At 63.5% G+C, this 26,857-nt stretch carries 22 protein-coding genes, 1 tRNA gene, 1 pseudogene and 1 riboswitch; of the genes and pseudogenes, 13 read left to right on the plus strand and 11 right to left on the minus strand.

Annotated features, from left to right (window positions below; genetic code table 11):
- Window positions 1–3: 3 nt before the first annotated feature.
- From pstB to phoB, 3 genes and pseudogenes are all read left to right on the plus strand, one after another.
- A pseudogene (gene pstB, locus ACFHWW_RS25270) lies at window positions 4–820 on the plus strand (phosphate ABC transporter ATP-binding protein PstB).
- 89 nt (window positions 821–909) lie between these two features.
- Window positions 910–1,623 (plus strand): phosphate signaling complex protein PhoU, encoded by a 714-nt coding sequence (gene phoU, locus ACFHWW_RS25275; RefSeq protein ID WP_003530180.1) that lies wholly within the window; start codon window positions 910–912, stop codon window positions 1,621–1,623.
- Between the two features lie 110 nt (window positions 1,624–1,733).
- Window positions 1,734–2,417: a phosphate regulon transcriptional regulator PhoB gene (gene phoB / locus ACFHWW_RS25280; RefSeq protein ID WP_003530178.1), complete on the plus strand. Its 684-nt coding sequence runs from the start codon at window positions 1,734–1,736 to the stop codon at window positions 2,415–2,417.
- 107 nt (window positions 2,418–2,524) lie between these two features.
- On the opposite strand, the gene ACFHWW_RS25285 is transcribed toward phoB, so the two are convergent.
- On the minus strand, window positions 2,525–3,046 hold the full coding sequence (locus ACFHWW_RS25285; RefSeq protein WP_018094105.1) for a GcrA family cell cycle regulator: 522 nt from the start codon (window positions 3,044–3,046) through the stop codon (window positions 2,525–2,527).
- A gap of 409 nt (window positions 3,047–3,455) precedes the next feature.
- Here ACFHWW_RS25285 and ACFHWW_RS25290 point away from each other — a divergent pair, with 409 nt between their 5' ends.
- From ACFHWW_RS25290 to ACFHWW_RS25300, 3 genes are all read left to right on the plus strand, one after another.
- Window positions 3,456–4,655: an aspartate aminotransferase family protein gene (locus ACFHWW_RS25290; RefSeq protein WP_379941575.1), complete on the plus strand. Its 1,200-nt coding sequence runs from the start codon at window positions 3,456–3,458 to the stop codon at window positions 4,653–4,655.
- A 74-nt stretch (window positions 4,656–4,729) separates the two neighbouring features.
- On the plus strand, window positions 4,730–5,641 hold the full coding sequence (gene argF / locus ACFHWW_RS25295; protein WP_018094107.1) for an ornithine carbamoyltransferase: 912 nt from the start codon (window positions 4,730–4,732) through the stop codon (window positions 5,639–5,641).
- A gap of 356 nt (window positions 5,642–5,997) precedes the next feature.
- Complete coding sequence (locus tag ACFHWW_RS25300) at window positions 5,998–6,990, plus strand: Hsp33 family molecular chaperone (RefSeq protein ID WP_379941577.1); 993 nt, start codon at window positions 5,998–6,000, stop codon at window positions 6,988–6,990.
- A gap of 27 nt (window positions 6,991–7,017) precedes the next feature.
- Here the strand turns inward: ACFHWW_RS25300 and apaG are convergent, their stop codons facing one another.
- Entirely contained in the window at window positions 7,018–7,410 is a 393-nt protein-coding gene (gene apaG, locus ACFHWW_RS25305; protein ID WP_018094110.1) for a Co2+/Mg2+ efflux protein ApaG, read from the minus strand.
- Window positions 7,411–7,520: 110 nt separating this feature from the next.
- On the opposite strand from apaG, the gene ACFHWW_RS25310 reads away from it, so the two are divergent.
- Window positions 7,521–8,132, plus strand: a complete 612-nt coding sequence (locus tag ACFHWW_RS25310; protein ID WP_379941579.1) for a CDP-alcohol phosphatidyltransferase family protein — start codon at window positions 7,521–7,523, stop codon at window positions 8,130–8,132.
- A gap of 39 nt (window positions 8,133–8,171) precedes the next feature.
- Here the strand turns inward: ACFHWW_RS25310 and ACFHWW_RS25315 are convergent, their stop codons facing one another.
- Entirely contained in the window at window positions 8,172–9,356 is a 1,185-nt protein-coding gene (locus tag ACFHWW_RS25315; protein WP_100669676.1) for an O-succinylhomoserine sulfhydrylase, read from the minus strand.
- 43 nt (window positions 9,357–9,399) lie between these two features.
- Window positions 9,400–9,478: riboswitch (SAM riboswitch) on the minus strand.
- A 75-nt stretch (window positions 9,479–9,553) separates the two neighbouring features.
- Here ACFHWW_RS25315 and ACFHWW_RS25320 point away from each other — a divergent pair.
- The 3 genes from ACFHWW_RS25320 to ACFHWW_RS25330 all read left to right on the plus strand — a co-directional run bounded on the left by ACFHWW_RS25320 (window position 9,554) and on the right by ACFHWW_RS25330 (window position 11,638).
- Window positions 9,554–10,651, plus strand: a complete 1,098-nt coding sequence (locus ACFHWW_RS25320) for a 2'-deoxycytidine 5'-triphosphate deaminase (RefSeq protein WP_018094113.1) — start codon at window positions 9,554–9,556, stop codon at window positions 10,649–10,651.
- 49 nt (window positions 10,652–10,700) lie between these two features.
- Window positions 10,701–10,775, plus strand: a tRNA-Gly gene (locus ACFHWW_RS25325).
- Window positions 10,776–10,852: 77 nt separating this feature from the next.
- Window positions 10,853–11,638, plus strand: a complete 786-nt coding sequence (locus tag ACFHWW_RS25330) for a transporter substrate-binding domain-containing protein (RefSeq protein ID WP_338279315.1) — start codon at window positions 10,853–10,855, stop codon at window positions 11,636–11,638.
- A 24-nt stretch (window positions 11,639–11,662) separates the two neighbouring features.
- Here the strand turns inward: ACFHWW_RS25330 and ACFHWW_RS25335 are convergent, their stop codons facing one another.
- The 4 genes from ACFHWW_RS25335 to ACFHWW_RS25350 form a co-directional block, all read right to left on the minus strand.
- On the minus strand, window positions 11,663–12,475 hold the full coding sequence (locus ACFHWW_RS25335) for a sterol desaturase family protein (protein ID WP_379941582.1): 813 nt from the start codon (window positions 12,473–12,475) through the stop codon (window positions 11,663–11,665).
- Between the two features lie 71 nt (window positions 12,476–12,546).
- Window positions 12,547–12,957 (minus strand): tellurite resistance TerB family protein, encoded by a 411-nt coding sequence (locus ACFHWW_RS25340; protein WP_100669672.1) that lies wholly within the window; start codon window positions 12,955–12,957, stop codon window positions 12,547–12,549.
- Between the two features lie 112 nt (window positions 12,958–13,069).
- Window positions 13,070–13,876, minus strand: coding sequence for a thermonuclease family protein (locus ACFHWW_RS25345; protein WP_275596829.1), 807 nt, complete (start codon window positions 13,874–13,876; stop codon window positions 13,070–13,072).
- Window positions 13,877–13,885: 9 nt separating this feature from the next.
- Window positions 13,886–14,542 (minus strand): helix-turn-helix transcriptional regulator, encoded by a 657-nt coding sequence (locus ACFHWW_RS25350; protein ID WP_379941585.1) that lies wholly within the window; start codon window positions 14,540–14,542, stop codon window positions 13,886–13,888.
- 225 nt (window positions 14,543–14,767) lie between these two features.
- On the opposite strand from ACFHWW_RS25350, the gene ACFHWW_RS25355 reads away from it, so the two are divergent.
- A complete protein-coding gene (locus tag ACFHWW_RS25355) occupies window positions 14,768–15,853 on the plus strand; it encodes a calcium:proton antiporter (protein ID WP_379941587.1) in 1,086 nt (361 codons plus the stop codon).
- 65 nt (window positions 15,854–15,918) lie between these two features.
- On the opposite strand, the gene ACFHWW_RS25360 is transcribed toward ACFHWW_RS25355, so the two are convergent.
- Window positions 15,919–16,428, minus strand: coding sequence for a helix-turn-helix domain-containing protein (locus tag ACFHWW_RS25360; protein WP_275596826.1), 510 nt, complete (start codon window positions 16,426–16,428; stop codon window positions 15,919–15,921).
- 123 nt (window positions 16,429–16,551) lie between these two features.
- Between ACFHWW_RS25360 and ACFHWW_RS25365 the strand changes: the two genes are divergently transcribed.
- On the plus strand, window positions 16,552–17,025 hold the full coding sequence (locus ACFHWW_RS25365; protein ID WP_275596825.1) for an SRPBCC family protein: 474 nt from the start codon (window positions 16,552–16,554) through the stop codon (window positions 17,023–17,025).
- Between the two features lie 88 nt (window positions 17,026–17,113).
- Here the strand turns inward: ACFHWW_RS25365 and ACFHWW_RS25370 are convergent, their stop codons facing one another.
- The 3 genes from ACFHWW_RS25370 to ACFHWW_RS25380 all read right to left on the minus strand — a co-directional run bounded on the left by ACFHWW_RS25370 (window position 17,114) and on the right by ACFHWW_RS25380 (window position 22,461).
- Window positions 17,114–19,327 (minus strand): 3-hydroxyacyl-CoA dehydrogenase NAD-binding domain-containing protein, encoded by a 2,214-nt coding sequence (locus tag ACFHWW_RS25370; protein ID WP_379941589.1) that lies wholly within the window; start codon window positions 19,325–19,327, stop codon window positions 17,114–17,116.
- 21 nt (window positions 19,328–19,348) lie between these two features.
- Window positions 19,349–20,557, minus strand: coding sequence for an acetyl-CoA C-acetyltransferase (locus ACFHWW_RS25375; protein ID WP_379941591.1), 1,209 nt, complete (start codon window positions 20,555–20,557; stop codon window positions 19,349–19,351).
- Between the two features lie 107 nt (window positions 20,558–20,664).
- Complete coding sequence (locus ACFHWW_RS25380) at window positions 20,665–22,461, minus strand: acyl-CoA dehydrogenase C-terminal domain-containing protein (protein ID WP_379941593.1); 1,797 nt, start codon at window positions 22,459–22,461, stop codon at window positions 20,665–20,667.
- 448 nt (window positions 22,462–22,909) lie between these two features.
- On the opposite strand from ACFHWW_RS25380, the gene ACFHWW_RS25385 reads away from it, so the two are divergent.
- Complete coding sequence (locus tag ACFHWW_RS25385; protein WP_379941595.1) at window positions 22,910–26,572, plus strand: peptidoglycan-binding protein; 3,663 nt, start codon at window positions 22,910–22,912, stop codon at window positions 26,570–26,572.
- Window positions 26,573–26,857 lie beyond the last annotated feature (285 nt).

Genomic DNA, 26,857 nt, shown 5'->3' on the forward strand with positions numbered 1-26,857 from the left:
ACTATGAACATCATGTCGGAAGCTGCAGTCGAAAAGGCTCTTGAGCAGAAAATGAATACGGTGCCTTACAAGATGATCGGCAACGATGTGTCGGTCTATTACGGCGAAAAGCGTGCGCTCTTCGACGTCAACCTCAATATCCGCGAGAACACGGTCACGGCGCTGATCGGTCCGTCCGGTTGCGGCAAATCGACGTTTCTGCGCACTTTGAACCGCATGAACGACACGATCGAGAACTGCCGCGTTACGGGCAAGATCACGCTCGACGAGGACGATATCTACGATCCGTCCGATCGACGTGGTGGAATTGCGTGCCCGCGTGGGCATGGTGTTCCAGAAACCCAATCCGTTCCCGAAGTCGATCTACGACAATGTCTCCTACGGCCCGCGCATTCATGGCCTGGCACGCACCAAGACCGAGCTCGACGAGGTCGTGGAAACGAGCCTTCAGAAGGCCGGGCTCTGGAACGAGGTGAAGGATCGGCTGCAGGAGCCGGGCACCGGGCTTTCCGGCGGCCAGCAGCAGCGCCTCTGCATCGCCCGCGCCGTTGCCGTCAGCCCGGAAGTCATTCTGATGGACGAGCCCTGCTCGGCGCTCGATCCCATCGCCACCGCGAAAGTCGAGGAACTCATCCACGAATTGCGGGCGAATTTCACGATCGTGATCGTCACCCACTCGATGCAGCAGGCGGCGCGCGTGTCGCAGCGCACGGCCATGTTCCATCTCGGCAATCTCGTCGAGGAGAACGATACCGACAAAATGTTCACCAACCCGGACGATCAGCGCACCCAGGACTACATCATGGGCCGCTTCGGCTGATGGCCGGAGAGGGGCGGCGCTTTTCCGTCCCTCCCGGTTAAGACCGAACGAGGCCCATTCAGAACAGCGCGTCCCCCGAGGAAACGAATATGTCTCACGCACACATCATGTCCGCCTTCGACGAAGAGTTGAAGTATCTCACGCGCCGCATCTCCGAGATGGGCGGTCTCGCCGAGCAGATGGTCGCGGACTCCGTCCGTGCGCTCGTCAATTCCGATCTCGCCCTGGCCCAGAAGGTGATCTCCGACGACACCATTCTGGACGACGCGGAACGGCAGATCGGCGAAAAGGCGATCGTCACCATTGCCAAACGCCAGCCCATGGCCTCGGATCTTCGGGAGATCATGGGTTCGATCCGCATCGCCGCGGACCTGGAGCGCGTGGGCGACCTCGGCAAGAACACCGCAAAGCGGGTGATTGCCGTGGCCGGTTCAGGCATACCGCGCAAGCTTGCGCGCGGCCTCGAACACCTGGCCGAGCTCGCGCTCGTTCAGTTGAAGGAAGTCCTGGACGTCTACGCGTCCCGTTCGCCGGAAAAGGCGAACAGCATACGCGAACGCGATGAAGAGATCGATGCGATCTACACGTCTCTGTTCCGGGAACTGCTGACCTATATGATGGAAGATCCGCGCAACATCACGCCGTGCACGCATCTTCTTTTCTGCGCCAAGAACATCGAGCGTATCGGCGATCACGCGACCAATATCGCCGAAACGATCTACTATATGGCGACAGGCGCCCAGCCGCAGGGCGAACGGCCGAAGGACGACATGACGTCGACATTGGGTTCCGTGACGGACTGAGATCGCCCGGCATCCTGTGCCTATGCAGAATTGTTCTGGCCGCCTCGGCGCGGCCTACCACCGTGCGCGGCGGCATGACGGCTGTCGTGCGTAGGAAGGAGTCCTACTGAATGTTGCCGAAGATTGCCGTAGTCGAAGACGAGGAAGCCCTGAGCGTTCTCCTGCGCTACAATCTCGAGGCGGAAGGCTTCGAGGTCGATACGATCCTTCGCGGCGACGAGGCGGAGATCCGCCTGCAGGAGCGCCTGCCCGACCTTCTCATCCTCGATTGGATGTTGCCCGGGGTTTCCGGTATCGAGCTCTGCCGCAGGCTGCGCCAGCGGCCGGAAACGGAGCGTCTGCCGATCATCATGCTGACCGCGCGCGGCGAGGAAAGCGAGCGCGTGCGGGGCCTTGCCACCGGCGCCGACGATTACGTCGTCAAGCCCTTCTCGACGCCGGAACTGATGGCGAGGGTCAAGGCGATGCTCAGGCGCGCCAAGCCCGAGGTTCTGTCGACGCTCCTGCGCTGCGGCGATATCGAGCTCGACCGGGAGACGCACCGCGTCCACCGACGCAGTCGCGAAGTGCGCCTTGGCCCGACGGAGTTCCGGCTGCTGGAATTTCTAATGTCCTCACCGGGGCGCGTCTTCTCCCGTTCACAGCTCCTGGACGGTGTCTGGGGACACGACATCTATGTCGACGAACGGACCGTGGACGTTCATGTCGGGCGGCTGCGCAAGGCGCTGAACTTTTCCAACATGCCGGACGTCATCCGGACGGTGCGCGGCGCTGGCTATTCGCTGGAGAGCTGAGGCTGAAGGTCGCTGCCGCCCGTGCCGGCTTGCGGCACGGCAAAGAAAAAGGGGCCTTTCCGGCCCCGATTTTCGTCGTGCATCCAGAGCGGGATGAGCAAGGCGCCTCAGCGCATGCGCCGGCGCTCGGCAGAGGGCTGGTAGGCCAGCCGGGCATGGAAGGTGCAATAGGGAGAGGCTTCCGGGGAGTCGTTGCCGCAGAAGTGGAACTCTTCCTTGAGCGGGTCGCCGATCGGCCACTTGCAGGTGCGTTCGGTAAGCTCCGTGAGCTCCAGCCGCCGCGACATCGGCAGGACGATGTTCCTGTCGATCTGCAGCTCCTGGTCCATTTCCAGGTCGACTGCGAGCTCTTCCTTGAGCGCGGTCGCACCGGCCGTGCGGGTCACGGTGCGTGTTACGGAACGCGCAGCATAGTTCGGTGCGCGCGGGGCAGACGTCGCCCGTTTGGGCCGGGCTGCAGCGGTCGTGCTTCCGCCGGCCTTGGCGCGCCCGGGCAGGCTCAGCCGATGAACCTTTCCGATGACCGCGTTGCGGCTGACGCCGCCCAACTGCGCCGCGATCTGGCTGGCGCTCAGGCCCTCCGACCACAGCTTCTTCAGTTTCTCGACCCGCTCGTCAGTCCAGTTCATCTCTGCACTCCCCGTTCTCGGCGTTGGGATGGCGGAATCCGTCACCGCTCTCCGGGAAAAACCCGAAGATTCAACGCGATAATACTTTTGGTGACTAGGTCCGCCGCATGCGTCTAGTAATTGAATGTTAACCTACCGGCAGGGTGACTCCGTGGCAAGAGTCGCCGGAATCGCGCCGAATCGATTTCGCGTTTTTCCCCAACTTGCTGTCGGAGCGTTGCATTTTTGCAAGTCCCAGAGTGCGATTTTTTCGCGCTTCGGAATCGGCATCGGCAAAGCGCCTGCAAACCTTGGTTTTGTTGACATCGCGGTGCGAAATGGGAATAGTGCCTGTCGCCGCCGCAAGGCGGCATTTTTGATTTTTATCGGGCCGAATGGTCCGTGCCGCCGGAATGAAGGAGAGCTCGACATGGCCGCAACCACGCCGCTTTACGACACCTATCTGCGCGCGCCGTTGCGTTTCGAGCGAGGTGAAGGCGTTTGGCTGATCGCCGAAGACGGCACGCGCTATCTCGATTTCGCTGCCGGTGTCGCCGTGAACTCGCTCGGCCATGCCCATCCTCATCTCGTCGAGGCGCTGAAGGCGCAGGCCGACAAGGTCTGGCATCTGTCCAATCTCTACGAGATTTCGGGGCAGGAAAGCCTTGCACGGAGGCTGACCCAGGTGACCTTCGCCGATCGGGTGTTCTTCACCAATTCGGGTGCGGAAGCGCTTGAGTGTGCGATCAAGACGGCGCGGCGCTATCATTTCGCCAAGGGGCACGTGGAGAAGTTCCACGTCATCACCTTCGAAGGTGCTTTCCACGGCCGCACGCTCGCAACGATCGCCGCCGGCGGACAGCAGAAATACATCGAGGGCTTCGGGCCGAAGGCGCCGGGCTTCTATCAGGTCCCCTTCGGCGATATCGCGGCGGTCAAGAACGCGATCAATGAAGAAACCGCGGCGATCCTCGTCGAGCCGATCCAGGGCGAGGGCGGCATTCGGTCGACATCGAAGGAATTCATGCAGGGGCTGCGCGAACTTTGCGACGAGTTCGGCCTGCTTCTGATCCTCGACGAGGTCCAGTCCGGTGTCGGCCGGACCGGCAAGCTCTTCGCCCATGAATGGGCTGGCATCAAACCGGATATCATGGCCGTAGCCAAGGGCATCGGCGGCGGCTTCCCGCTCGGCGCTTGCCTTGCGACGGAAGCGGCGGCCGCCGGCATGGTGGCGGGCACGCACGGGTCGACCTATGGCGGCAACCCGCTCGCAATGGCGGTCGGAAATGCCGTGCTCGACGTCGTTCTCGCCGAAGGCTTCCTCGATCAGGTGCGCGAGGTTGCTCTCGCCTTCCGTCAGGGGCTCGCTTCGCTGAAGGATCGTTTTCCGGACGTGATCGAGGAAATCCGCGGCGACGGGCTGATGCTCGGCATCAAGGCCAAGGTGCCCTCCGCGGACCTTTTGAAGGCGATCCGCGCCGAGAAGCTGCTCGTCGTCCCGGCCGGCGAAAACGTGCTGCGCCTTTTGCCGCCGCTGATCACCACCGCGGCCGAGGCGCGCGAAGGACTGGCACGGCTCGAACGCGCCGCGGAGGCGGTGAGTGGCAAGAGCGGCAACGCCGCGGCTTGAATGCCCCGACGTTTCGGATCGATCCGGCCCGGGCGGGGCCGACAAACGGATTCTACGACAGGAAACAAGGCAGTATGACCAGACACTTCCTCGATCTCTCGGCCATGACGGCCACCGACCTCAGGACCATCATCGACGATGCCCGCGTCCGCAAGTCGGCGACCAAGGCAGGGACTGCCGAGAAGCCGCTTGCCGGCAAGATGCTCGCGATGATCTTCGAGAAGCCGTCCACCCGCACGCGTGTTTCCTTCGATGTCGGCATGCGCCAGCTCGGCGGCGAGACGCTGTTTCTGTCGGGTACGGAAATGCAGCTCGGCCGGGCGGAGACGATCGGCGACACGGCGAAGGTCCTGTCGCGCTATGTCGACGCGATCATGATCCGCACGACCGATCACCGCCGGCTTCTGGAAATGGCGGAGCATGCGACCGTGCCGGTCATCAACGGGCTCACCGACGATACGCACCCGTGCCAGATCATGGCCGATATCATGACTTTCGAGGAGCACCGGGGACCGGTCAAGGGCAAGACGATCGCCTGGACCGGCGACGGCAACAACGTGCTTCACTCGCTGATCGAAGGCTCGGCGCGCTTCGGCTACCGCATGAACATGGCCGTGCCGCTCGGCTCCGAACCGCATGACAAGTTCCTGAACTGGGCGCGCAACAACGGGGCCGAGATCCTGCTCAGCCACGAGGCGGAGCAGGCGGTTGCCGGCGCACACTGCGTCGTCACCGACACCTGGATCTCGATGAACCAGGAACATCGCGCCCGCGGTCACAACGTCTTCCAGCCCTACCAGGTCAACGGCGCACTGATGAAGCATGCAGCGCCGGACGCGCTGTTCATGCATTGCCTGCCGGCGCACCGCGGCGAGGAAGTGACCGATGAGGTCATCGACGGCCCGCAGTCGGTGGTCTTCGACGAAGCCGAGAACCGGCTGCACGCGCAGAAATCGATCCTGGCCTGGTGCATGGGCGCGGTGTGACGGCTGAAGGCGTTCTCTTGAAATCTGGACGGTGCAACACGATTTAGAGCGATGAGCGGGGCCTTCCGATCATCAAATCGGCCAGTCGCCCCACGCCGGCTATCCTGCGCTTGGCGCCCTGCGGGGTGCTTTAAGGCAGAGCAAATGCCGGCGGAGAAATTCGTCCATGACGGGATCAAATGGAATGGCGGGCGGTTGTACCGGTGCGCGCCGGTGCACTCGATGCAAGCCGTGTCGGAAATCAAGAGGAACGAGCGGTTTCCATCCGCATCCCGCATGCAGTTTTTGGAATGGGTCATGGCCACATCCCGGATTGAATCGATCCGCGTGACCATGGTCGAGGCAAGGAGCAAGCGATGACAGAAACAGCGCCGGGACTTGGCGAGTTCGATTTTGCCGGTGACGATCACGTCGTGCCCTTTCAGGTCGAGGGACTCGACGTGCGCGGCCGCGCCGTCCAGCTTGGTCCGATGCTCGATGCCATTCTCGAGCGGCACGGTTACCCGCTTCCTGTCGCGCGGCTTGTCGCCGAAACAGTGGTGTTGACGGTCCTGCTCGGCACGTCTCTGAAATTCGAAGGCAAGCTGATCGTTCAGACACAGGGCGATGGACCGGTCGATCTTGTGGTTGCGGATTTCTCGACGCCGGACCGCGTCCGCGCCTATGCGCGCTATGATGAGGAGGCGCTTGCCGACGCCGAAAAGAGCGGGCGCGTCCAGCCTCATGAATTGTTAGGCAACGGCGTCCTCGCCTTCACGATCGACCAGGGTGCGCACACGCAGCGCTATCAGGGCATCGTGGCCCTTGACGGGGCGACGCTCGAGGACATCGCCGGCGCCTATTTCCGCCAGTCGGAGCAGATACCGACCAGGGTGCGCCTCGCCGTTGCCGAGCTTCTCGACAAGGACGAGAACGGCAAGCCGCGGCACCGCTGGCGCGCCGGCGGCATGGTCGCGCAGTTCCTGCCCGACGCGCCGGACAGGATGCGCCAGGCGGATCTGCCGGGCGGCGACGGTGACGAAGGCCAGGAGGATTTCTTCGACGAGGACGACCTCTGGGCGGAAGCCAAGGTGATGGTCGAGACGATCGACACCGATGAACTCACCGATCCGACGGTCGGTACCGAGCGATTGCTGTACCGTCTGTTCCATGAGCGCGGCGTGCGCGTCTATGAGCCGCAGGCGGTCTACGATCGCTGCAGCTGCTCGCGCGAGAAGATCAAGGACGTTCTGGTGGGGCTCGGCAACGAGGATATCGAAGCCAGCGTCGAGGACGGCCTGGTCAAGGTGACCTGCGAGTTCTGCTCGACGACCTACCGCTTCGAGGCGAGCGAAGTCCGCCCGCAATAGGGCAGCCGCGCTGAATTGCGCGCTGAATCAATTAAGCGTGCGGACGAGGCCTGGTGAATCGAGCGAGAAGGCGGGAATGGCGACATCGAAAGTCTCCCCGCCTTCCGCCTCCATGCTGTAATGGCCGAACATCACGCCGGACGGCGTATCCAGCGGGCAGCCGGAGGAGTATTCGTAGGTATCGCCGGGGTTGAGCAGCGGCTGCTCGCCGATCACGCCGGGGCCGCTCACCTCGTCCACCTGACCGTTCTCGTCGGTGATGTGCCAGTAGCGGGTCATCAGCCGGACCGCGCGCCCGGAATGGTTCGCTATGATGATGCGATAGCCCCAGACATAGCGGCTGTCGTCGGGATCCGACTGTTCTTCCAGGTAGTACGGCTCGACCGTCACTTCGATGTCGCGTGTCAGCGCGCGGTACATGTGCAACACCCTGTTTCAAATCCGTACGCGTATTCTACAGCAATATGGTTTCGTCAAGAATAACGGCGAGATTGTGCGAGTGGTATCAAATTTCCCAGGAGGCAGCGGCAATGCTTGACGGCGTGCTTCGCAGGCGGCTCGATCCGGTTCTGGACAGGTTCGGCGCCGCACTGGCCGGCCGCGGGGTCAGCGCCGATGCCGTCACCATCCTCGGCCTTTGCCTTGGCCTTGCGGCAGCCCTGCTCATCGGTCTCGGCGCTTACCTGCCCGCCGCCGCTCTGATCCTTGTGAGCCGGCTCTGCGACGGCCTCGACGGAGCCGTCGCCCGCGCGAGCCGGAAAACGGATTTCGGCGGCTTTCTCGACATCGTTCTCGATTTCACCTTTTACGGGGCCGTCCCACTCGGTTTCATCATCGCAGATCCGGCCGCGAACGGTCTTGCCGGCGGATTTCTGCTCTTCGCCTTCTATGTCAACGGCGCGAGCTTCCTCGCCTATGCCGTGATGGCCGAGAAGCGCGGCCTCACGACCGAGGTGCGCGGTGCGAAGTCGCTCTACTTCACGACGGGGCTCGCAGAGGCGACGGAGACGATCGTCTTTTTTCTGCTGTCGTGCCTGTTGCCCGGGTGGTTCCCCTTGTTCGCAACCGTCTTCGCGCTCGTCTGCCTCTATACCGCGCTGTCGCGGATCGTTCTCGCAAGACAGACGTTTCGGCAAGACTGACGACAAAGCCTGCTGACGCGGGCTTCGTCATGGTGTCGGTCAGGCGTTTACGCCCTTCAGCGCCCGTGCGAAATCCTCGATGAGGTCTTCGCTGTCCTCGATCCCGGCCGAGAAGCGCACCGTTCCGGCGGAGATGCCGAGTTCGGCGCGGGCTTCGTCGGTGAGGTTCTTGTGGGTGGTCGTCGCCGGATGGGTGATCAGGCTCTTGGAATCGCCGAGATTGTTGGAGATCCGGATGATTTCAAGCGCGTTCTGCAGGGCGAAAGCTGCTTCCTTGCCGCCCTTGAGCTCGAAGGCGACCAGCGTCGAGCCGCCGCTCATCTGCTTCGCAATGATGTCGGCCTGCGGGTGATCCTTGCGGCCCGGATAGATGACGCGGGCGACCTGCGGCTGCTCCGCGAGGAAATCGGCGATGCGGCGGGCGCTTTCGGTCTGCTGCTTGACGCGCAGCGGCAGGGTCTCGATCCCCTTCAGCAGCGTCCAGGCGTTGAAGGGCGACATGGCCGGGCCGGTGTGACGGAAATAGTCGTGCAGGTTCTCGTCGATCCACTGCTTGTCGGAGAGCACCACGCCGCCGAGGCAGCGCCCCTGGCCGTCGATGTGTTTCGTCGCGGAATAGACGACGACATGGGCGCCAAGCTCCAGCGGTTTCTGGAACAGCGGGGTCGCGAAGACGTTGTCGACCACCACCTTGGCGCCGATCTGATCGGCGAGCTTGGCGACGCCGGCGATGTCGATCACTTCGAGCGTCGGGTTGGTCGGGCTTTCGAGAAAGAAGACCTTGGTGTTCGGACGCACCGCGTCTTCCCAGTTCTTGAGATCGCGACCGTCGACCAGGGTGCACTCGACGCCGTATTTCGGCGCCAGCGTTTCCACGACCCAGCGGCAGGAACCGAAGAGCGCCCGGGCCGCGACGATGTGGTCGCCCGCCTTCACCTGGCACAGGATTGCCGCGGAAACCGCCGCCATGCCGGAGGCGGTGGCGCGCGCGTCTTCCGCCCCTTCGAGCATGCACATGCGCTTCTCGAACATGTCGTTGGTCGGACTGCCGTAGCGCGCATAGATGAAGCCGTCGGTCTCGCCCTTGAACCGGGCCTCCGCCGCTTCGGAGCTGTCGTAGACGAAGCCTTGCGTCAGAAAGATCGCTTCGGAAGTCTCGCCGTACTGGGAGCGGAGCGTTCCGCCGTGGACGAGTTGGGTTGCCGGGCGCCAATTCTTGCTCATGAGAACGTCACTTTCAAAAACAAAAAAACCGGCCGCGAAACGACCGGTTTGACACCCGGCCTTTTTAGCTACTTGTTTAACGTGGCTGCAAGCCGACCGGCCAAATCACCACGGGATAAAGCTCCAATACTGCGTGGCCGCGCTTGCGTCAATTCCCGGAGTTTGGTTTTGTCTGGCAACTGTAAATGAGGATCGGAATGGGGCGCGACACAGGGATTTTGGCCGACCGCGCAATTGCTGCGCTGTATGCCTCGGGACGACTGAAGAGCGAGAAGGCGCTGGATGATGACCAGATCCAGCCGGCTAGCCTCGATCTTCGCCTTGGATCCAAGGCGTTCCGCGTCCGGGCGAGCTTCATGCCCGGTCCTTCTCATCTGGTCGCCGACAAGCTCGACCGGCTCAAGCTGCATGTCGTCGATCTGAGCGAAGGCGCCGTGCTCGAGACCGGCTGCGTCTACATCGTGCCGCTGATGGAAAGCCTGTCGCTGCCGGCAGATATGTCGGCCTCTGCCAATCCGAAGAGCTCGACCGGCCGGCTGGATATCTTCACACGCGTGATTACCGACAGGGCGCAGGAGTTCGACAAGATCCCGGCGGGCTACAGCGGACCGCTCTATCTCGAAATCAGCCCGCGAACCTTTCCGATCGTCGTCAGGCGCGGTTCGCGGCTTTCGCAGATACGCTTCCGCATAGGCCACTCGGTTCTTTCCGAGCAGGAACTTCTGGCCTTGCACGAAAGCGACGTGCTCGTCGCCAGTGACCGGCCCAACGTTTCCGGCGGCGGCATTGCCCTTTCCATCGATCTCAAGGGCACCGGGCCGGACGGCCTGATCGGCTACCGCGGCAAGCATCACACATCGGTGGTCGATGTCGACAAGAAAGCCCAGCATGCCGTTTTCGACTTCTGGGAGCCGCTCTACAGCCGCGGCCGCGACGATCTCGTGCTCGATCCGGACGAGTTCTATATCCTCGTGTCGCGTGAAGCCGTCCATGTGCCGCCGCGCTATGCCGCCGAAATGACACCCTTCGACCCGCTCGTGGGCGAGTTCCGCGTCCATTATGCCGGCTTTTTCGATCCCGGCTTCGGCCATGCGTCGGCCGGCGGCAGCGGCAGCCGGGCGGTGCTCGAGGTGCGCAGCCACGAGGTACCGTTCATTCTGGAGCACGGGCAGATCGTCGGCCGTCTCGTCTACGAGCACATGCTGGAACGTCCGGAGGGACTTTACGGCCTCGATCTCGGCTCCAATTATCAGGCGCAGGGGCTCAAGCTCTCCAAGCATTTTCGCGCCGAGTGAGCATTGTGCTTGACAGATCGCGGCTGTTGAGGAAATTTCCGGTTCTGTCGCGGGTGTAGTTCAGTGGTAGAACGCCAGCTTCCCAAGCTTGATGTCGTCGGTTCGATCCCGATCACCCGCTCCAATTCCTCCTTTCATAGAGGCGCCATAGCGCTGCGGATTCTCTGGGTATTAGTACTGTCGGCCGTTTTCGCCCCGGGTTTGGCTTTGGCACAGCCGAAGGAACTGCCCCGGCTGTTCGATGCCCGCGAACGGATTGCCAAGCCGGACCTCAGCGGCCTTGCCAGGCTTCGTTTCCTGACCACCGTCGACTTCCCGCCCTTCAACTTCATCGACCAGTCGGGCAAGCTGTCGGGCTTCCATGTCGACCTCGCCCGCGAGATATGCCGTGAGCTGGAGATCGAAGCCAAGTGCCAGATCCAGGCAGTGACCTATCCGGAGCTCATGCCGGCCCTCGAACAGGGGCAAGGGGAAGCGATTGCCGCCGGCATTGCCGTGACTTCGGAGCTGAGGCAGAGTTTCGCCTTTTCCCGCGCCTTCATGCAACTTCCCGCCCGCTTCGTCGTCAACACCAAGGCCGCCGGCGCGATCACCGGTCCTGCCGACCTCGCCGGGAAGCCCGTCGGCGTCGTCTCCGACACCACCCATGAGGCAATGCTCAAGGCATTTTTCCCGAAGCTCGAAGCCAAGGGCTTTCCGGACCGGGACGCGCTGCTCTCCGCGCTTCGCGGGGGCACCGTCGCGGCCGCGTTCTCCGACGGCATGCAATTGTCCTTCTGGGTCTCCGGCAACCTGGCCGGCGGATGCTGCGCCATGCTGGAGGGCTCCTATTTTTCCCAACGCTTCCTGGGCGAGGGACTGACGATCATGAACCGCAAGGCCGAGCCGGCGCTGACCCAGGCGATCGACCACGCTTTGCTGGCACTCTCACGCAGCGGCAGGCTTGAGGAGATCTATCTTCGCTATTTCCCGAACGGGATTTATTGAGGCGGCTCCACTCGCGGCTATGCCCTAGCGACGCCGGAAGGGGAGTATCAGCGACCATAGGAGCTTCACGGGTGCAACGCGCCCGTAGGCCTTCAGCCCGGTCTCGATCGCATCGTCGCCGCGCGATGGATGGGCGACGTAGGTCGAGAACAACCGATCCCAGACCGAAAGATTGAAGCCGTAGTTTGAATCGGTCTCCCGCTTTTCCACGGAATGGTGGATGCGGTGCATGTCGGGCGTGACGATGACCTGGCGCAACAGCCTGTCGGCGCCTTTCGGCAGCCGCAAATTGGCGTGATTGAACATCGCCCCGGCATTGAGCACGATTTCGAACAGGAGAACGGCAAGTGCGGGCGCGCCGAGCAGGATGATAACCGCGCTCTTCCAGATCATCGACAGCAGAATTTCGAGGGGATGAAAGCGAAGGGCCGTGGTGACGTCGACACCGGGATCGGCATGGTGGACGCGGTGGATGCGCCACAGGACAGATATCTTGTGAAACACGACGTGTTCAAACCAGATGGCGAAGTCCAGTGCGATGAAGGCGATCAGGCCGGCAAGCGGCGGGGTCACGCCAAGAGCCGGGAGCACGCCGTAGCCGCGCCCCTGAGCCCAGATAGCAACGCCGGTAGCGGCAGCGGGAAAGGCGACGCGAAGCAGGAGGGAGGATAGGACGAGAATAGACAGGTTGGTGACCCAGCGGCGTGCCTTCAGTGCCCGCACCAGCTCCGGCCTCTCCAGCCGCGGATGAATAAGCTCGAGCACTGCCAGCGCGGCGAAGGCGGCGGCAAAGGCGGCGAGCCGCCAGACCGGTTCGGCGAGACCGAAATAGAGCATGCATCGATCCCCGTTGCATCGACCCCGGCCCGTTCCGTGCCGGAAACGGGCAAGGACCTTTTTTCAGAAGCCTACTTGCGGAAGCGCGCGATGGCTCCGCGCTCGATTGCTGCGCAGGCGAGCTTGTCGAGGCCCAAACGGTCCCGCAGCAGCTGCAACAAGCGGATTTCCTCGTTGCGGATACGCTGATCGGCGGCAGCGATCTCGACCGCAAGGGCATAGGCCGTTTCATAGAGCCGCTGCGGCAACGCTTCGCGAACCATTTCGAGCGCCACGTCGAGGCCCTCGGGGGCCGCAAGCTGGGCGGCGCATTCGCGGCCGATATGGATCAGATGGTCTTCGTCGAAACCGTCGAAGGCCGGGAGGAACCGCACGAGCACGCCGATGCGTGCAATCTCGTCGTCGGTCATGTTCCGGTCGACGGCGGACATCATGACCATGACGTGGACAAGGGCTTCGTGCTGGCTGAGACTTGCGGACATCCTGCCTCGCGATCCTTTCATCGTTCTCATTGGGGCCGCGATACACGACGGGTGCATAGCGGTTTGGGCGGACCTGCAGTGGTGGGTGACAGTTAAGGACTTGCTCCAAGCCTTACAAGTCCGGCGCGGCGTCTTCCGGGGCGATGCTCGCAGCCGGATCGTCGAGCGCGAGAGGCGCTCGGGCAAGATCGCGCGGGTCGTCCCCGAAGAAACCGAGCCTGGCGCCCCGGGCGGCCTCGGCCTTCGCCTCGAGCGCCGTGCCCGGCAGCGGCGTCGCCCAGCCGTTGCCGACGAGCCATTCGGCCACGTCCTGGCCGCCGACGCTGCACCGCGCGTTCAAGGTCTCCGAGGAGCCATCCGCCGCTTCGCAGACGAGTGCGCGGCCCCGCAAAAAGTTGCGGAACGCCGTACGCGCGACCATGCCGCAAGGCCAGCTCCTGCCATTCGCTTCGCAGACCTTCTCGGGCGTTTCGGGTTCGATATCCTTGAGCTGCAGAGTCGTCTCGCCGGACCGGACAAGCCCGGCGGCAAGCGCAACCGGGCGCGGGAAGACGGCGGAAGCGGGCTTTTCCTTTTCCTCAGGCTTTGAAAGCGGCGGTCTCGGTGCGATCCGTTCCAGCGGTTTGGCAATTCCGTCTTCCGGCTGGGCGAAGAGACCCGGCTCGACCGGCCTGGCCGCCACGCGCGAGCCCTTGCCTGGGGCGGCATCCGGTTCGGGGGGAGGGGGAGCGGCTTCGGTCTCGGCGGGAGGCTCCACCGAAATCGGCTCGTCGACCGCTGCTTCCGGCGTTTCGAGCACGAACTCAGGCGTTGCGACGCTGTCGCGGTTGCGGATGATCGCGGCCCCGGCCATCAGAATGCCGGCATAAAGGGCGAGGGCGGCAAGCCCGCCGGCGATGGTGAAGAGCCTCGGCCGCATCGAAGAATCCTATTGGCTGGCCCAGATGATCCGGGCAATCCATTCCACGTCGTTCATCTCGAAATTGCGGTTGGGATGGTCGGGGTTGAGCGAGACGAGTTCGATGCCGCGGGGCGTCTGCCGGGCCAGCACCTTCGCCATCACCTCGCCCTCGCGCGTCTTGACCACGACGCGGTCGTTGCGGCGCACCTGCGCGCTCGGGTCGACGATCAGGACATCGCCGTCGCGGTAAAGCGGCAGCATGCTGTCGCCCTGAACCTCCAGAGCGTAGGCACCGCCCTGCCGCCGCTCGGGCGTGGGGAATTCGATCGTGTCCCAGCCCTGGCCGACCGGAAAGCCGCCGTCGTCGAAAAAACCGCCGGCGCCGGCCTGCGCGAAACCGATCAGCGGAATGCCCGGCGCTGCCGATGCTTCCTCCCTTTCGCGGCCGGCGGCATTGGGCTCCATCAGCGCCAGGAACTGATCGACGCTCGCCCCCGTGGCATGCAATATCTTCGCGATCGACTCGGTGGAGGGCCATCGGTCGCGCCCGTCGGTGGACTGGCGCTTCGACTTGTTGAAGGAGGTGGGGTCCAGGCCGGCCCGCCGTGCAAGGCCCGACGGCGAAAGCCGGTGGCGCTCTGCCAAGGCGTCGATCGCGCGCCAGATGCTGTCATGTGAGAGCATGTCGACCCATCTTCGGAAGGAGAGACGATGCGGGCGGCACAGCAAGCCGTTCCGCGGTCTGCGAATACATTAGCCAAGCGCCCCGCGACCGTAAAGCACAGCGAGGAAAATAGTCCTTCCTATCCGATCAAAGGACGGCATACAGCAGATGCAGCGGACTTCGGGGGTGAACTCTTCAGCAGCTGTGCTAAATAAAACAGCGTCACTCCGGGCCAAGAGGCGTGCTTGCTTGCAAACCTGAGATCGGAACGGCATCTCGTTGCCGCTTTTCTCGCTGCTCTTGCCGGCGTCGCGGTCGAGCATCATCTGCTCGAGGCCGGTCGCGCCGCATCGCTCATCGGTGCGGCCCTGATGGTGGCGGCGATCGTGCTTGCTTCCATGCGGGTCGCCCATCATGCCGAGGTGCTTGCCGCCAAAGTGGGTGATCCCTACGGCACGATGATCCTGACGCTTTCGGCGGTGCTGGTCGAGGTCGTCATCCTCGCCATCATGATGACCGGCGAGACCTCGCCGACGCTGGTGCGCGATACGATCTATTCGGCAGTGATGCTCGATATCAACGGGATCCTCGGACTTGCGGCGCTGCTCGGCGGCCTCAAACACGGCGAGCAGCCCTATAACGACGATTCCGCGCGCACTTACAGCGTCATGATTCTCACGGCCATGGGCATTTCCATGCTCGTCCCCGAATTCGTGCCGCAGTCGAAATGGCATTACTATTCCGCCTTCACCATCGGCGCGATGATCGTGCTCTATACGTTGTTCCTGCGCATGCAGGTTGGCGTCCACAGCTACTTCTTCAGTTACAGCTATCCGCGCGCCAAAGCGGGAACCGCGGCAAGCCGGCTGGAGGGCGAGCCGGTGCTTCCTTCCGTCGTCGTGCTCATCCTGGGCGTGGTGGTGATCGGCTTTCTCGCCGAAATCATGTCCGGGCTGCTGTCGGCCGGGATCAAGGGCACGGCGGCGCCGCCGGCCCTGGCCGCGATCGTCGTCGCGGCGATCTCCGCTTCGCCCGAGGTCATGACGGCAATGCGCGCCGCGCTCGCCAACCGCATGCAGGCAGTGGTGAACATCGCGCTCGGCGCTTCGCTTTCGACCGTGATCCTGACCGTACCCGTCATGGAGGCGATTGCCCTTTATACGGGCCAGCCCTTCATCATGGCCATGTCCCCGGTGCAGACGGTGATGGTTGCGGTAACGCTCATCGCCGCCGCGATCAATCTCAATGACGGTCAGACCAATGCCATCGAAGGCATGACGCATTTCGTGCTGTTCGCCACCTTCATCATGCTGTCAGCCCTCGGGCTTTAGAGCACTTCCAGGAAAAGTGTGTAACGGTTTTCCGTCCGGAAGTGCGTTGGGTCAAAGATTAGTGCTCAGGCCGGCTGCTCTTCCATCGCCTTGCGCGCCACAACGCGGTCATAGGCGGCTTGAAGCGTTTGCCGCACGGAGGGTCCCTCCGGTCTGGCCTCGCCGAGGTGTTCGGCGCGCAATTCCCGCATGAAACGCTCCCAGAGCTCGGGGCCGCCCTCCTCCATCAGTTGGGCGCGGATGCTGAGTTCCTCGGTGACCGGCAGGTAGCGCCGGCCCCAGGCGCCGAGATGGGCCATGATCGGCACAAGCGCGATCGCCATTTCCGTCAGGCTGTAGATCGCCTTCTGCTTGTGGCTCGGATCGTCCGCTTTCGTCAGCATGCCGATCTCGACAAGCGTTTTCAGCCGGTCGGCGAGGATGTTGGTGGAAATCCCCTCCTGCGAGCGCAGGAGCTCGCGGAAGTGGCGTTTGCCGCCGAAAATCATGTCGCGAATGATCAGGAGGCTCCATTTGTCGCCGAATACTTCGAGCGAGAGATTGATCGGGCAACCCGAGCGATGGTCATCGGTCATTTTGGTCTCTGCAAAACGCGAGCGGAGCATCCGCTCTAAAACTGCTTGCATTATTGCACCAGTGAAGTTAGCCTGCAACCGCTTTCATTTCGCAACCAGTTTCCCAGCGAGGAGGAAAAGATCATGACCAAAGCTTCTGTCGCCCATGCGGATTTCACCATCGAACGCGTTTTCAATTCACCCCCGGAACAGGTCTTCGAGGCCTTCGCCGATCCTGCTGCGCACGACCGCTGGTTCGTCAAGGCCGACAACTGGCCGGTCGCCGAATATAGCCACGACTTCCGCATCGGCGGCCGGGAAAGCGGCCGGTTCAGCCAGGACGGGAAGGTTTTCTATTTCAATGAAACGATCTATCTCGACATCGTCGAGAACCGGCGGATCGTCTCGGCCTATACCATGGCGAAGGACGAGCAGCGGCTTTCCGCGTCGATCGCCACCGTCGACCTCATACCGGAAGGCACCGGCACACGCGTCGTCTTCACGGAGCAGGGGGCATTCCTGGATGGGCTCGACAAGGTGGAATATCGCCGCGAAGGCTGGGAGCAGCTGATCGGATTTCTGGCGGCCGAGCTCGGTGAGAAGGCTGAAGTGGCCTGAAGCCTTGAATACGTTTCTCTCCGGTCATTCGCGGTTACCGAGAACGACCGGAGAGACAATCTTTGCGCCGTGCGGCTGACCTGGCGGCTTATGCCGCCTTCTGCCCCGCGCCATAAGGATCGAAGCGCCCGTAGAAGGTCTCGCCCTTTTCGGCCATCTCCTTCAGAAGCGGCGTCGGCCGGAAGTGGTCGCCATGGTCGGCCGCGAGCTTTTCGCAGAGCTCGACGAAGGCTTTTGCGCCCATGCCGTCGATGTAAGAGATCGTGCCGCCGGTGTAGGGGGCAAAGCCGAAGCCGAGGATCGAGCCGACATCGGCTTCGCGCGGATCGGTGACGATGCCCTCCTCGATCGTGCGCGCGGCTTCGAGTGCGATCGTCACCAGCAGGCGCTGCTTGAGCACGCCGACCTCGATCTCGCCGGCATCCTTCTGCGGGTAGAGCTCCTTCAGACCCGGCCAGAGATATTTCCTGGCCGGCTTTGCCGGATACTCGTAGAAGCCCTTGCCGTTCTTGCGGCCGCGCCGGTCGAGCTCGTCCACCATCTTGTCGATCAGCGCCATGTGTCTGGGATCGACGGCCTTCTCGCCGAGATCGGCGTCGGCCGCCTTCAGGATCTTCTGGCTGAGGTCGATCGCCACCTCGTCGTTGAGCGACAGCGGTCCGACCGGCATGCCGGCCATCTTGGCGGCGTTCTCGATCATCGCCGGCGGTACGCCCTCGATCAGCATGTCATAGGCTTCGTGGATATAGCGGAAGACGCAGCGATTGACATAGAAGCCGCGCGTGTCGTTGACGACGATCGGCGTCTTCCTGATCGCCGAGACATAGTCGAGCGCGGCCGCGAGTGCACGGTCTCCGGTCTCCTTGCCGAGGATCACCTCCGTCAGCATCATTTTCTCGACCGGCGAGAAGAAATGGATGCCGATGAACCGGTCCGGCCGTTTGGAATTCCTGGCGAGGCCGGTGATCGGCAGCGTCGAAGTGTTGGAGGCGAAGATCGCGTCCTCGGCGATCACCGCTTCGACCTTCTCGATCACGTCCTTCTTGACCTGCCGGTCCTCGAAGACCGCCTCGATGACGAGGCCGGCATCCTTGAGATCGCCGTAGTCCGCCGAAGGTGTGATGCGCGAAAGCAGCGCTTCGCCTTCCTCTTTGGTCAAGCGTCCCTTGCCGATCGCGTCCTTGACCAGGCCTTCCGAATGCGTCCTGCCCTTTTCGGCAGCTTCCATGTCGCGGTCGATGAGGGTGACGGGGATGCCGCCTGCCGCGGTTACATAGGCGATCGAGGCGCCCATGAAACCGGCGCCGACGACGCCGATTTTCTTGAGCTCGGTCTTCGGTACGCCGGCCGGCCGGCGCGCGCCCTTGCCGAGTTCCTGCATCGAGACGAACAGCGACCGGATCATCGAAAAGGCTTCGGTCGTCTGCAGGATTTCGGTGAAATAGCGCTGCTCGATCTTCAAGGCCGTATCGAAGGGAACCTGCAGCCCCTCATAGACGCATTTCAGGATCGCGATCGCGCCGGGGTAATTGCCATAGGTCTCGCGGCGCAGGATGCCGGAGGCGGCCGGCCAGAGCTGCGCGGAGGCGGGCGTCCAGATGCCGCCGCCCGGGAGCTTGAAGCCCTTCTCGTCCCAGGGCTGCACCGGCTTCAGGCCGTTCTTGATCATCGCCTTGGCGGCCTCGATCAGTTTGTCCGGGTCGACCACCTCGTGAACGAGCCCCATGGCCTTTGCTCGCGCCGGCGTAAGCGAGGAGCCGGTCGTCATCATCTGCAACGCGTCCTGCGTATTGGTCAGCCGTGGAACGCGCTGGGTGCCGCCGGCACCCGGGAAAATGCCGACCTTGACCTCGGGAAGCGCGATCTTCACCGATTTCGCATTGGAGGCGACACGGCCGTGGCACGCGAGCGACATCTCGAAGGCGCCGCCCATGCAGGTGCCGTTGATGGCCGAGACCCAGGGCTTGCCCGAGGTTTCGAGCTTGCGGAAGAGACCCGTCATCCGGCCGACGAGGTCGAAGAGTCTCCGGGCCGCGTTGTCCGGGTCCTTCTTCTTCTCCTCCGCCTGGAAAGTGAACATCGACTTGATCATCGAAAGGTCGGCGCCGCCGGAGAAGGAGGATTTGCCGGAGGTGACGACCACGCCCTTGACGGCAGGATCCGCCGTCGTCTGATCGATGATGGCGTCGAGTTCCTTCATCACCTCTTCGGTGAAGACGTTCATCGACTTGTCGGGCATGTCCCAGGTGACCAGCGCGATGCCGTCGGCGTCGGTTTCGATCTTGAAGTTCGTGTAAGACATATTCTCTCTCCCGGGATCGGATCAGACGCGTTCGATGATCGTGGCGGTGCCCATGCCGGCGCCGATGCAGAGCGTCACCAGCGCCGTGTTGAGGTCGCGGCGCTCCAGCTCGTCGAGCACGGTGCCGAGGATCATCGCCCCGGTCGCGCCGAGCGGATGGCCCATGGCGATCGCGCCGCCATTGACGTTGATCTTGTCGTGCGGGATGTCGAAAGCCTGGCAGTAGCGCAGCACGACGGCCGCGAAGGCCTCATTGAGCTCGAAAAGATCGATGTCGGAGAGCTTCATGTCCGCCCGCTTGAGGAGCTTCTCGGTGACGTCGACCGGCCCGGTCAGCATCAGGGCCGGGTCGGAGCCGATATTGGCGAAGGCGCGGATGCGGGCGCGGGGTTTGAGCCCCATGGCTTCGCCGCCGGCCTTGGAGCCGATGAGCACGGCCGCGGCGCCATCGACGATGCCGGAGGAATTGCCGGCGTGGTGGACGTAGTTGATGCGCTCGATCTCCGGATGCGCCTGGATGCCGACGGCCTCGAAGCCGCCCATCTCGCCGGGCATCTGGAAGGAGGGGTTTAGCGAGGCAAGTGCCTGCATGTCCGTGCCGGGGCGCATATGCTCGTCGCGGTCGAGGATGACGAGGCCGTTCTGGTCCTTGACCGGGACGACCGAGTTCTTGAAATAGTCCTTCTCCCATGCATTGGCGGCGCGCTTCTGGCTTTCCACCGCATAGGCGTCGACGTCGTCGCGCGAGAAACCGTATTTCGTGGCGATCAGGTCGGCGGAAACGCCCTGCGGCATGAAATAGGCGGGCAGGTTGACCGAGGGGTCCATGAACCAGGCGCCGCCCGACATGCCGAGGCCGACGCGGGACATCGACTCCACGCCGCCGGCGATCACGATATCGTCCGCTCCTTGGGCGATCTTCGCGGCGCCGAAATTGACGGCGTCGAGGCCGGAGGCGCAGAAGCGGGAGATCTGCATGCCGGGCGCACGCGTCGAATAACCCGCCTCGAAGGCTGCGGCTTTCGGGATGACCGCACCCGCATCCATGACCGGGTCGACGCAACCCATGATGACGTCGTCGACCGTCGAAGTGTCGAGCCCGTTGCGATCGCGCACGGCCTCGAGCACCTTGGCGGCGAGCCGGACGGAGGGCACTTCGTGCAGCGCGCCGTCCTTCTTGCCACGGCCGCGCGGCGTGCGCACGTGGTCGTAAACGAAGACTTTCGTCATCTCTTGATCTCCCTTTCGGCGGCGTTTCCTCGGGCCGCGCATTATCAATCGGAGCGGGATTCGGGCGGAAGACCGCTTCTCGCTTTCGATCCGGCTCCAGTCTGAAATCAGAACGCGGCCGCGTCCAGCGCCATCATCGTGTCGGCGCCCGTTTCGATGCGGATCTTGCGCAGCGCCGTTTCAGGCAGGACGCGCTCCATGAAGAACCTCGCCGTGATCAGCTTGTTCTTGAGATAGTCCGCGCGCTGCGTTTCGCCAGCGGCAAGCTTCTCCTCCGCCGTCTTGGCCATCCGCGCCCACATATAGCCGAGGACGACGAGGCCGAAGAGATGCATATAGTCGGTGGAGCCGGCTCCGGCATTGTCGGGTTTGGCCATGGCGTTCTGCATGAACCACATGGTCGCGGCCTGCAGGTCGTTCAGCCCTTTCTTAAGGGCCTTGGTGTAGCCGGAGAGCTTTTCGTCGCCGCGGTTCTCCTCGCAGAAGTCGCCGATCTCCTTGAACAGAGCCATGACGGCGCGGCCGCCGTTCATCGCGAGCTTGCGGCCGACCAGGTCGAGCGCCTGGATGCCGTTGGCACCCTCGTAGATCATGGCGATGCGGGCATCGCGCACATACTGGCTCATGCCGTGCTCTTCGATATAGCCGTGGCCGCCGAATACCTGCTGCGCCATCACCGCGTGATCGAAGCCCTTATCCGTCAGCACGCCCTTGAGGATCGGCGTCATCAGGCTGAGGATGTCGTCCGCCGCCTGGCGCTCCTCTTCGCTGTCCGAACGATGGGCGATGTCCGACTTCAGCGCCGTCCAGAGCGTGAAGGCGCGGCCGCCTTCGTTGAAGGCCTTGATCGTCATCAGCGTGCGGCGGATGTCCGGATGGACGATGATCGGATCGGCCTTCTTGTCCGGCGCCTTGGGGCCGGACAGGGAGCGGCCCTGGATGCGCTCGCGCGCGTAGCTCGCAGCATTCTGATAAGCGACTTCGGCAATCGAAAGCCCCTGCATGCCGACGGCAAGCCTGGCCTCGTTCATCATCACGAACATGGCGCTGAGGCCCTTGTTCTCCGTGCCGATCAGATAGCCGGTCGCCCCGTCATAATTCATGACGCAGGTCGCGTTGCCGTGTATGCCCATCTTGTGTTCGATCGCGCCGCAGGAAACGCCGTTGCGTTCGCTCGGCTCGCCGCTGGCGTCGAGCTTGAATTTCGGCACGATAAAGAGCGAGATGCCCTTTACACCGTCGGGCGCACCCTCGATGCGCGCCAGCACCAGGTGGACGACATTTTCCGCCATGTCGTGCTCGCCGGCGGAGATGAAGATCTTCTGGCCGGAGATCCTGTAGGAGCCGTCGCGGTTCGGCACGGCCTTGGTGCGCAGCAGGCCGAGGTCGGTGCCGCAATGGGGCTCCGTCAGGTTCATCGTGCCGGTCCAGGTGCCGTCGACCATTTTGGGCAGATAGGTCCGCTTCTGGTCTTCGGAACCGTGCACCAGGATCGCCGCGATCGCCCCCTGCGTCAGGCCCGGATACATCATAAGCGACATGTTGGCCGCGGACATGAATTCGCCGACGGCGGTGTGGAGCGTGTAGGGCAAGCCCTGGCCGCCGAATTCCTCCGGGGCGGCAAGACCAAGCCAGCCGCCTTCGCGATAAAGGTCATAGGCTTCCTTGAAGCCCTTGGGCACGGTGACGGAGCCGTCCTCGTGACGCTTGCAGCCCTCCTGGTCGCCGGAAAGGTTGATCGGGAAGAGGACCTCTTCCGCGAGCTTTGCGGCCTCGCCGAGGACTGCGGCCGTCATGTCCGGCGTCGCATCCGCAAAGCCCGGGAGATTGTGGTAGCGCTCGATGCCGAGCACGTCGTTGAGGATGAACAGGGTGTCGTCGACCGGAGCCTTGTAGATGGGCATGCTTTTCCTCGCCTTGATGTCCTTTCGGGCCGCGCCGCACGGCAGACCCGCTTCCCACTGTGTCGAGCGCGCACCGGTGCCGGTGTGCGACTTGGACGGATGCTATCGAATTTTGACGTTTGCGTAAACGTCAAAATTTCCCGCAAGGCGAAAGTTTCGCTCCTGCGGCCAGCCGCCCCAAATGGCCATGCGGCGAGGGATGCGGCGTAGCGGGCGACAATAATCGTTAAAAATCGGATCGGTTAACGGCTTATTTACCACGTTTAATGAATTGTGCGCTTTGAGATGGTCAAAGCTGCAACCGGTCCCGTCTTTGCATTGTTGCGGTTTTGCCCACATCGGCGGTGCCGCCGAAATCGGAGCGAAAGCCGGGGAAGCCCGGGCTCCTTCGGCGGCTTCGATGACGGTCGAATTAATAGGGCCAAAGCGACACAGGGGCGAAGAGGCAATGAACGGATCGCGATCCACTTCTCAGCGCATGGGCAGCCCGTCCTATGGCGACCGGCCGTCGCTCGATGCCCTGAACCGCACCATCGAAGGGCTCGAAGCGCGCATCGAGGGGCTCATGAGCAGCGTCAGCCGCGAGACGCGGCAGCCCGAGCGGCCGCGTCCGGCCCCAAGCGAAGCGGTCTCCGAAATCATCGACCGTCAGCGGGCGCTCAATGCGGCGCGCGAGCGGTCGCCGCTGCGCGAACGCGCTGCGCTCACCGACCCCGATCGCCTCGCTCCCACCCGCCTCGCGGTAGAGCCACGCTACCAGCCCTCTCAGGCAGCAGCCGCGCCATCGGGACGCTCTTCGGCTGCAGCGGATATCGCCGAGGCGCTGGTCGGTCTGCGGCATGAGCTGAAGCGCGATCTCGATGACGGCCTGTCCCGCGAGATGCATGCGCTGCGTTCGGAAATCCGCGGCATCAAGGCCGAAGCCGCCCAGGACCGCCGATTCGCCGAGGACGTGCGACACGATATCGAGCGGCTTTCGGCCGGCATCAAGGAACTTGGCCGGCAGGCTTCGCCCGCCGAGGCCGATGCGCTCAGGATCGAATTCGATGACCTGAGGTCCATGCTCGAAGGCCTCGCGCGCGAAGACAGCATGCGCCGCATGGAAAACCGATGGACCGGCGTCGAGGATCGGCTGAACGCCTTCGACCAGAACCGCGACGATGAGTTGGTGGCGCTCGCCTACCGGCTCGACGAGATCAAGGCGCAGATCAATTCCCTGGACAGGGGCACCGGGATCGAGGTGCTGGAAAGCAAGCTCGTCGCGGTCGCCCAGGCGATCGAGATGCTCGGGCGCCAGATCCAGCCGGACGAGAGGCGCCTGGCGCCGCAATTCGCCGACCTCGGCAAGCGGCTCGATGAGATCAGCCGGGCGATCAACGCAGGCAGCGGTAATGTGGCCGGCACCGACGGTTCGTTCGTCGATCGTCTGGAGAACAGGCTCGGCGATCTGTCCCGGCAGATCGGCACCCTCTCCAATCCCGCCGATTCCGGCCTCGGCGCGCGGATCGAGGCGCTGGCAGCTCGCGTGGAGGACCTTGCCGGCGAGAAGGCGGCGGCCAGATTGGAAGAGCGCCTGGACCAGCTTTCCGCGGTGCTGGAGCACAATCGGCAAGGTGCGGAGCCGGATCTTACAGATCGTCTTGCCGACATTTCGCGGAAGATCGAAGCCCTCTCGGGCGACAGCGTCACCGATGCACTGGCCGAACGGCTCGACGATCTCGCCCGCCGTATCGATGGGCTTGCGCGAAATGTCGAGCCTACGGCGGACCCGCGCTTCGATCGCCTCGAGGATCGCTTGGCAGGTATCGCCCAGCGCCTGGAGGAGACGCATGCCGCGCCGTTCGACGACCGGCAGGCGCTGCGCAATCTCGAAGCTCAGATCGGAAATCTCTCGACTCTGATCAGCCAGTCCCACGGTGAGACGGTAGGCGTGCCCGCGGAATTCGAGAGCCGCATGAACACGCTGGAAGACTATCTCGCCACCAGCGACGAATACATCATCGAAGCTGCTCGGCAGGCTGCGGAAGCCGTGATGGAGGCATATTCCAGAAACACCGCACCGCAGATGGCGGCGAGTACCGACATGGCGGCGATCTCGGCGCTCGCCGAGGATCTGCGTACATTGGAGGAGCTCAGCCGTTCGAGCGACGAACGGACGGCACGCACCTTCGAGGCGCTGCATGAAACGCTCGTCCATATCGCCGAGAAACTGGAGCGGCTTGAAGAGCGGGAGCCCCTGGCTTCTCATGGTCCGATGCCCAAGGCTGCGCCCGTCGAAGCCGCGGACCCTTCGACGATGGCGGAAAGCGACGAGGACGTGGAACGCGCGCCACAGGCGTTGGCGGCCGCAAGCGAAACCTCCATCCACGCACCGATGCCGGCCGCAGCCGAGGCGAATGATGCCGCCGAAGTCGCAATGGTCGAAGACGGCGAGATCAAGGTGGAGGCCCGTGCGGCGAAGACGAGCCTGCTTGCCGGTCTGACTCGGCGCTTCGCGCCGAGGCAGAACGAGGGAATGCCGATCCAGGCGCGGCAGATGGTCGAGCCCACCCCCTCGATCGACCCCTCCGAAATGCTCGCTCCCGAGGACGCCAATCAGCTCCTCGAGCCGGGCTCCGGCGTGCCGGACGTCAAGAAGATACTCGAACGTGTCCGTGCCGGTCAGATGGCCCGTGGCGCGCAGGAGGCGAACGACGGCGAAAAGGCGGACTTCATCGCCGCCGCGCGGCGCGCGGCGCAGCTGGCCGTCGAGGAATCCGATACGCTCAATCGCGTCAAGGAAAGCAAGGCACCATCCGCCGTCGGCGGCGCGCTCGCCCGCCACCGCCGTCCGATCCTGATCGCAGTCGGTGCCGTGCTGCTCGCGATCATGTCCTATCCGCTCGTCAGCACGGTGCTGAAAGGCAAGGAGGCCCCGAGCGCTCCGCCGGTTGCAGCGATCGAGCGCAAGGCAGAGGTTGCGGAGCCGAAGGCCGCCGTCGAGCGCCTCGTCCAAACGGCAGCTACCGCGAAGGCTGGAGAAGAGCCGAGGGCTCCCGCTGGCATGGAGAAGACGGATGCGCCGCCGATAGCGGCAAAGCAGCCGCCAAAGCAGCCAACCGCTGCCGAAGCCCGCAAGGTTGACAATGCCATTGGTGGCGCTGGCGACGGCCAGGCGGCCTTGATGCGGCCGGCGGAGGCGCGAACGCCTGGACCCGTCTCGACCTTGCAGCCGCCTTCAGGAAGTTTAGCCGCTGAGCCGGCCAGGATGAGCGAGATCGTTCTGCCGGAGGGCTTCGGACCGCCCGCGCTCGTAACCGCGGCCAAGGGCGGCGATCCTCTCGCCTTCTATGAAATAGGCGCCCGCTTCACGGAAGGGCGGGGGGTCGAGGAAGATCGGGCGGAAGCCGTCAAGTGGTATCAGCGCGCCGCCGACGCCGGCGTGGTACCGGCCGCGTACCGGCTTGCCAACCTTTATGAGAAGGGCGCGGGCGTTGAGCGCGACGCTGCAAAGGCCAAGGCGCTCTATCTCAAGGCGGCTGCAGCCGGCAACGCCAGTGCGATCCACAATCTCGCCGTCATGCTCGCCGGCGGCCGGGACGGCGGGCCGGATCTCGCCGAAGCGGCCAAATGGTTCGAGAAAGCCGCCCGTCTCGGCGTTCGCGACAGTCAGTTCAACCTCGCCGTCCTCTATGCGCGGGGCGACGGTGTGGCCCGCAATCTGGAAGAATCCTATAAATGGTTTGCTATCGCGGCCCGCGACGGCGACAAGGACGCGGCAGAAAAGCGCGACGAGATCGCCAAGGCGCTGAAGCCCGAGGAGCTTTCCAGTGCCAAGGCAAAAGTCGACGCCTGGAAGGCTCAGCCTCTCGACGCCGAAGCAAACACGGTGGAGATCCCGGATGCCTGGGTCGGTCCGCCGACCAAGACGGCCACCGTCGATATGACCAGAGCCGTTCGCAACATCCAGGCGATCCTCAACAATAACGGCTTCGATGCCGGCAAGCCGGACGGCCAGGTAGGCCAGAAGACGATTGCCGCCATCAAGGCCTTTCAGAATTCGGTCGGCCAGGAGCCGACGGGTGAGATCACCGATGGGCTGGTCCGGGAGCTTCTGAAGCGGAACAGCTGAACCGTTTCGGCCGTACCGCGCATGACGTGGCGCCACAAGGTCGCAGGCGTGCCTGCGGGGCCGCGCATGTGCCTGAAAAGGTTGACAGCTCTGGTCCGGGAGCGCATGAGAGAAAGTGTCGCCCGTTTCTCCCTCGGGGGCGCGAACGGTCCACCCATATACCCCCCGTCCGTGGTTAATCATGTACCACTTCGAAGGACAGCGCCGTGCGCCTCTTCGAGCGCGTGAGGCTTGAGAATAGTGAAACATTGCACAATTCCTCAATTGTTTGCGGTTAGGAATTGT

It is taken from the genome of Sinorhizobium sp. P24N7 (assembly GCF_042436655.1).
GTDB classification, from domain to species: Bacteria; Pseudomonadota; Alphaproteobacteria; order Rhizobiales; family Rhizobiaceae; genus Sinorhizobium; species Sinorhizobium meliloti_A.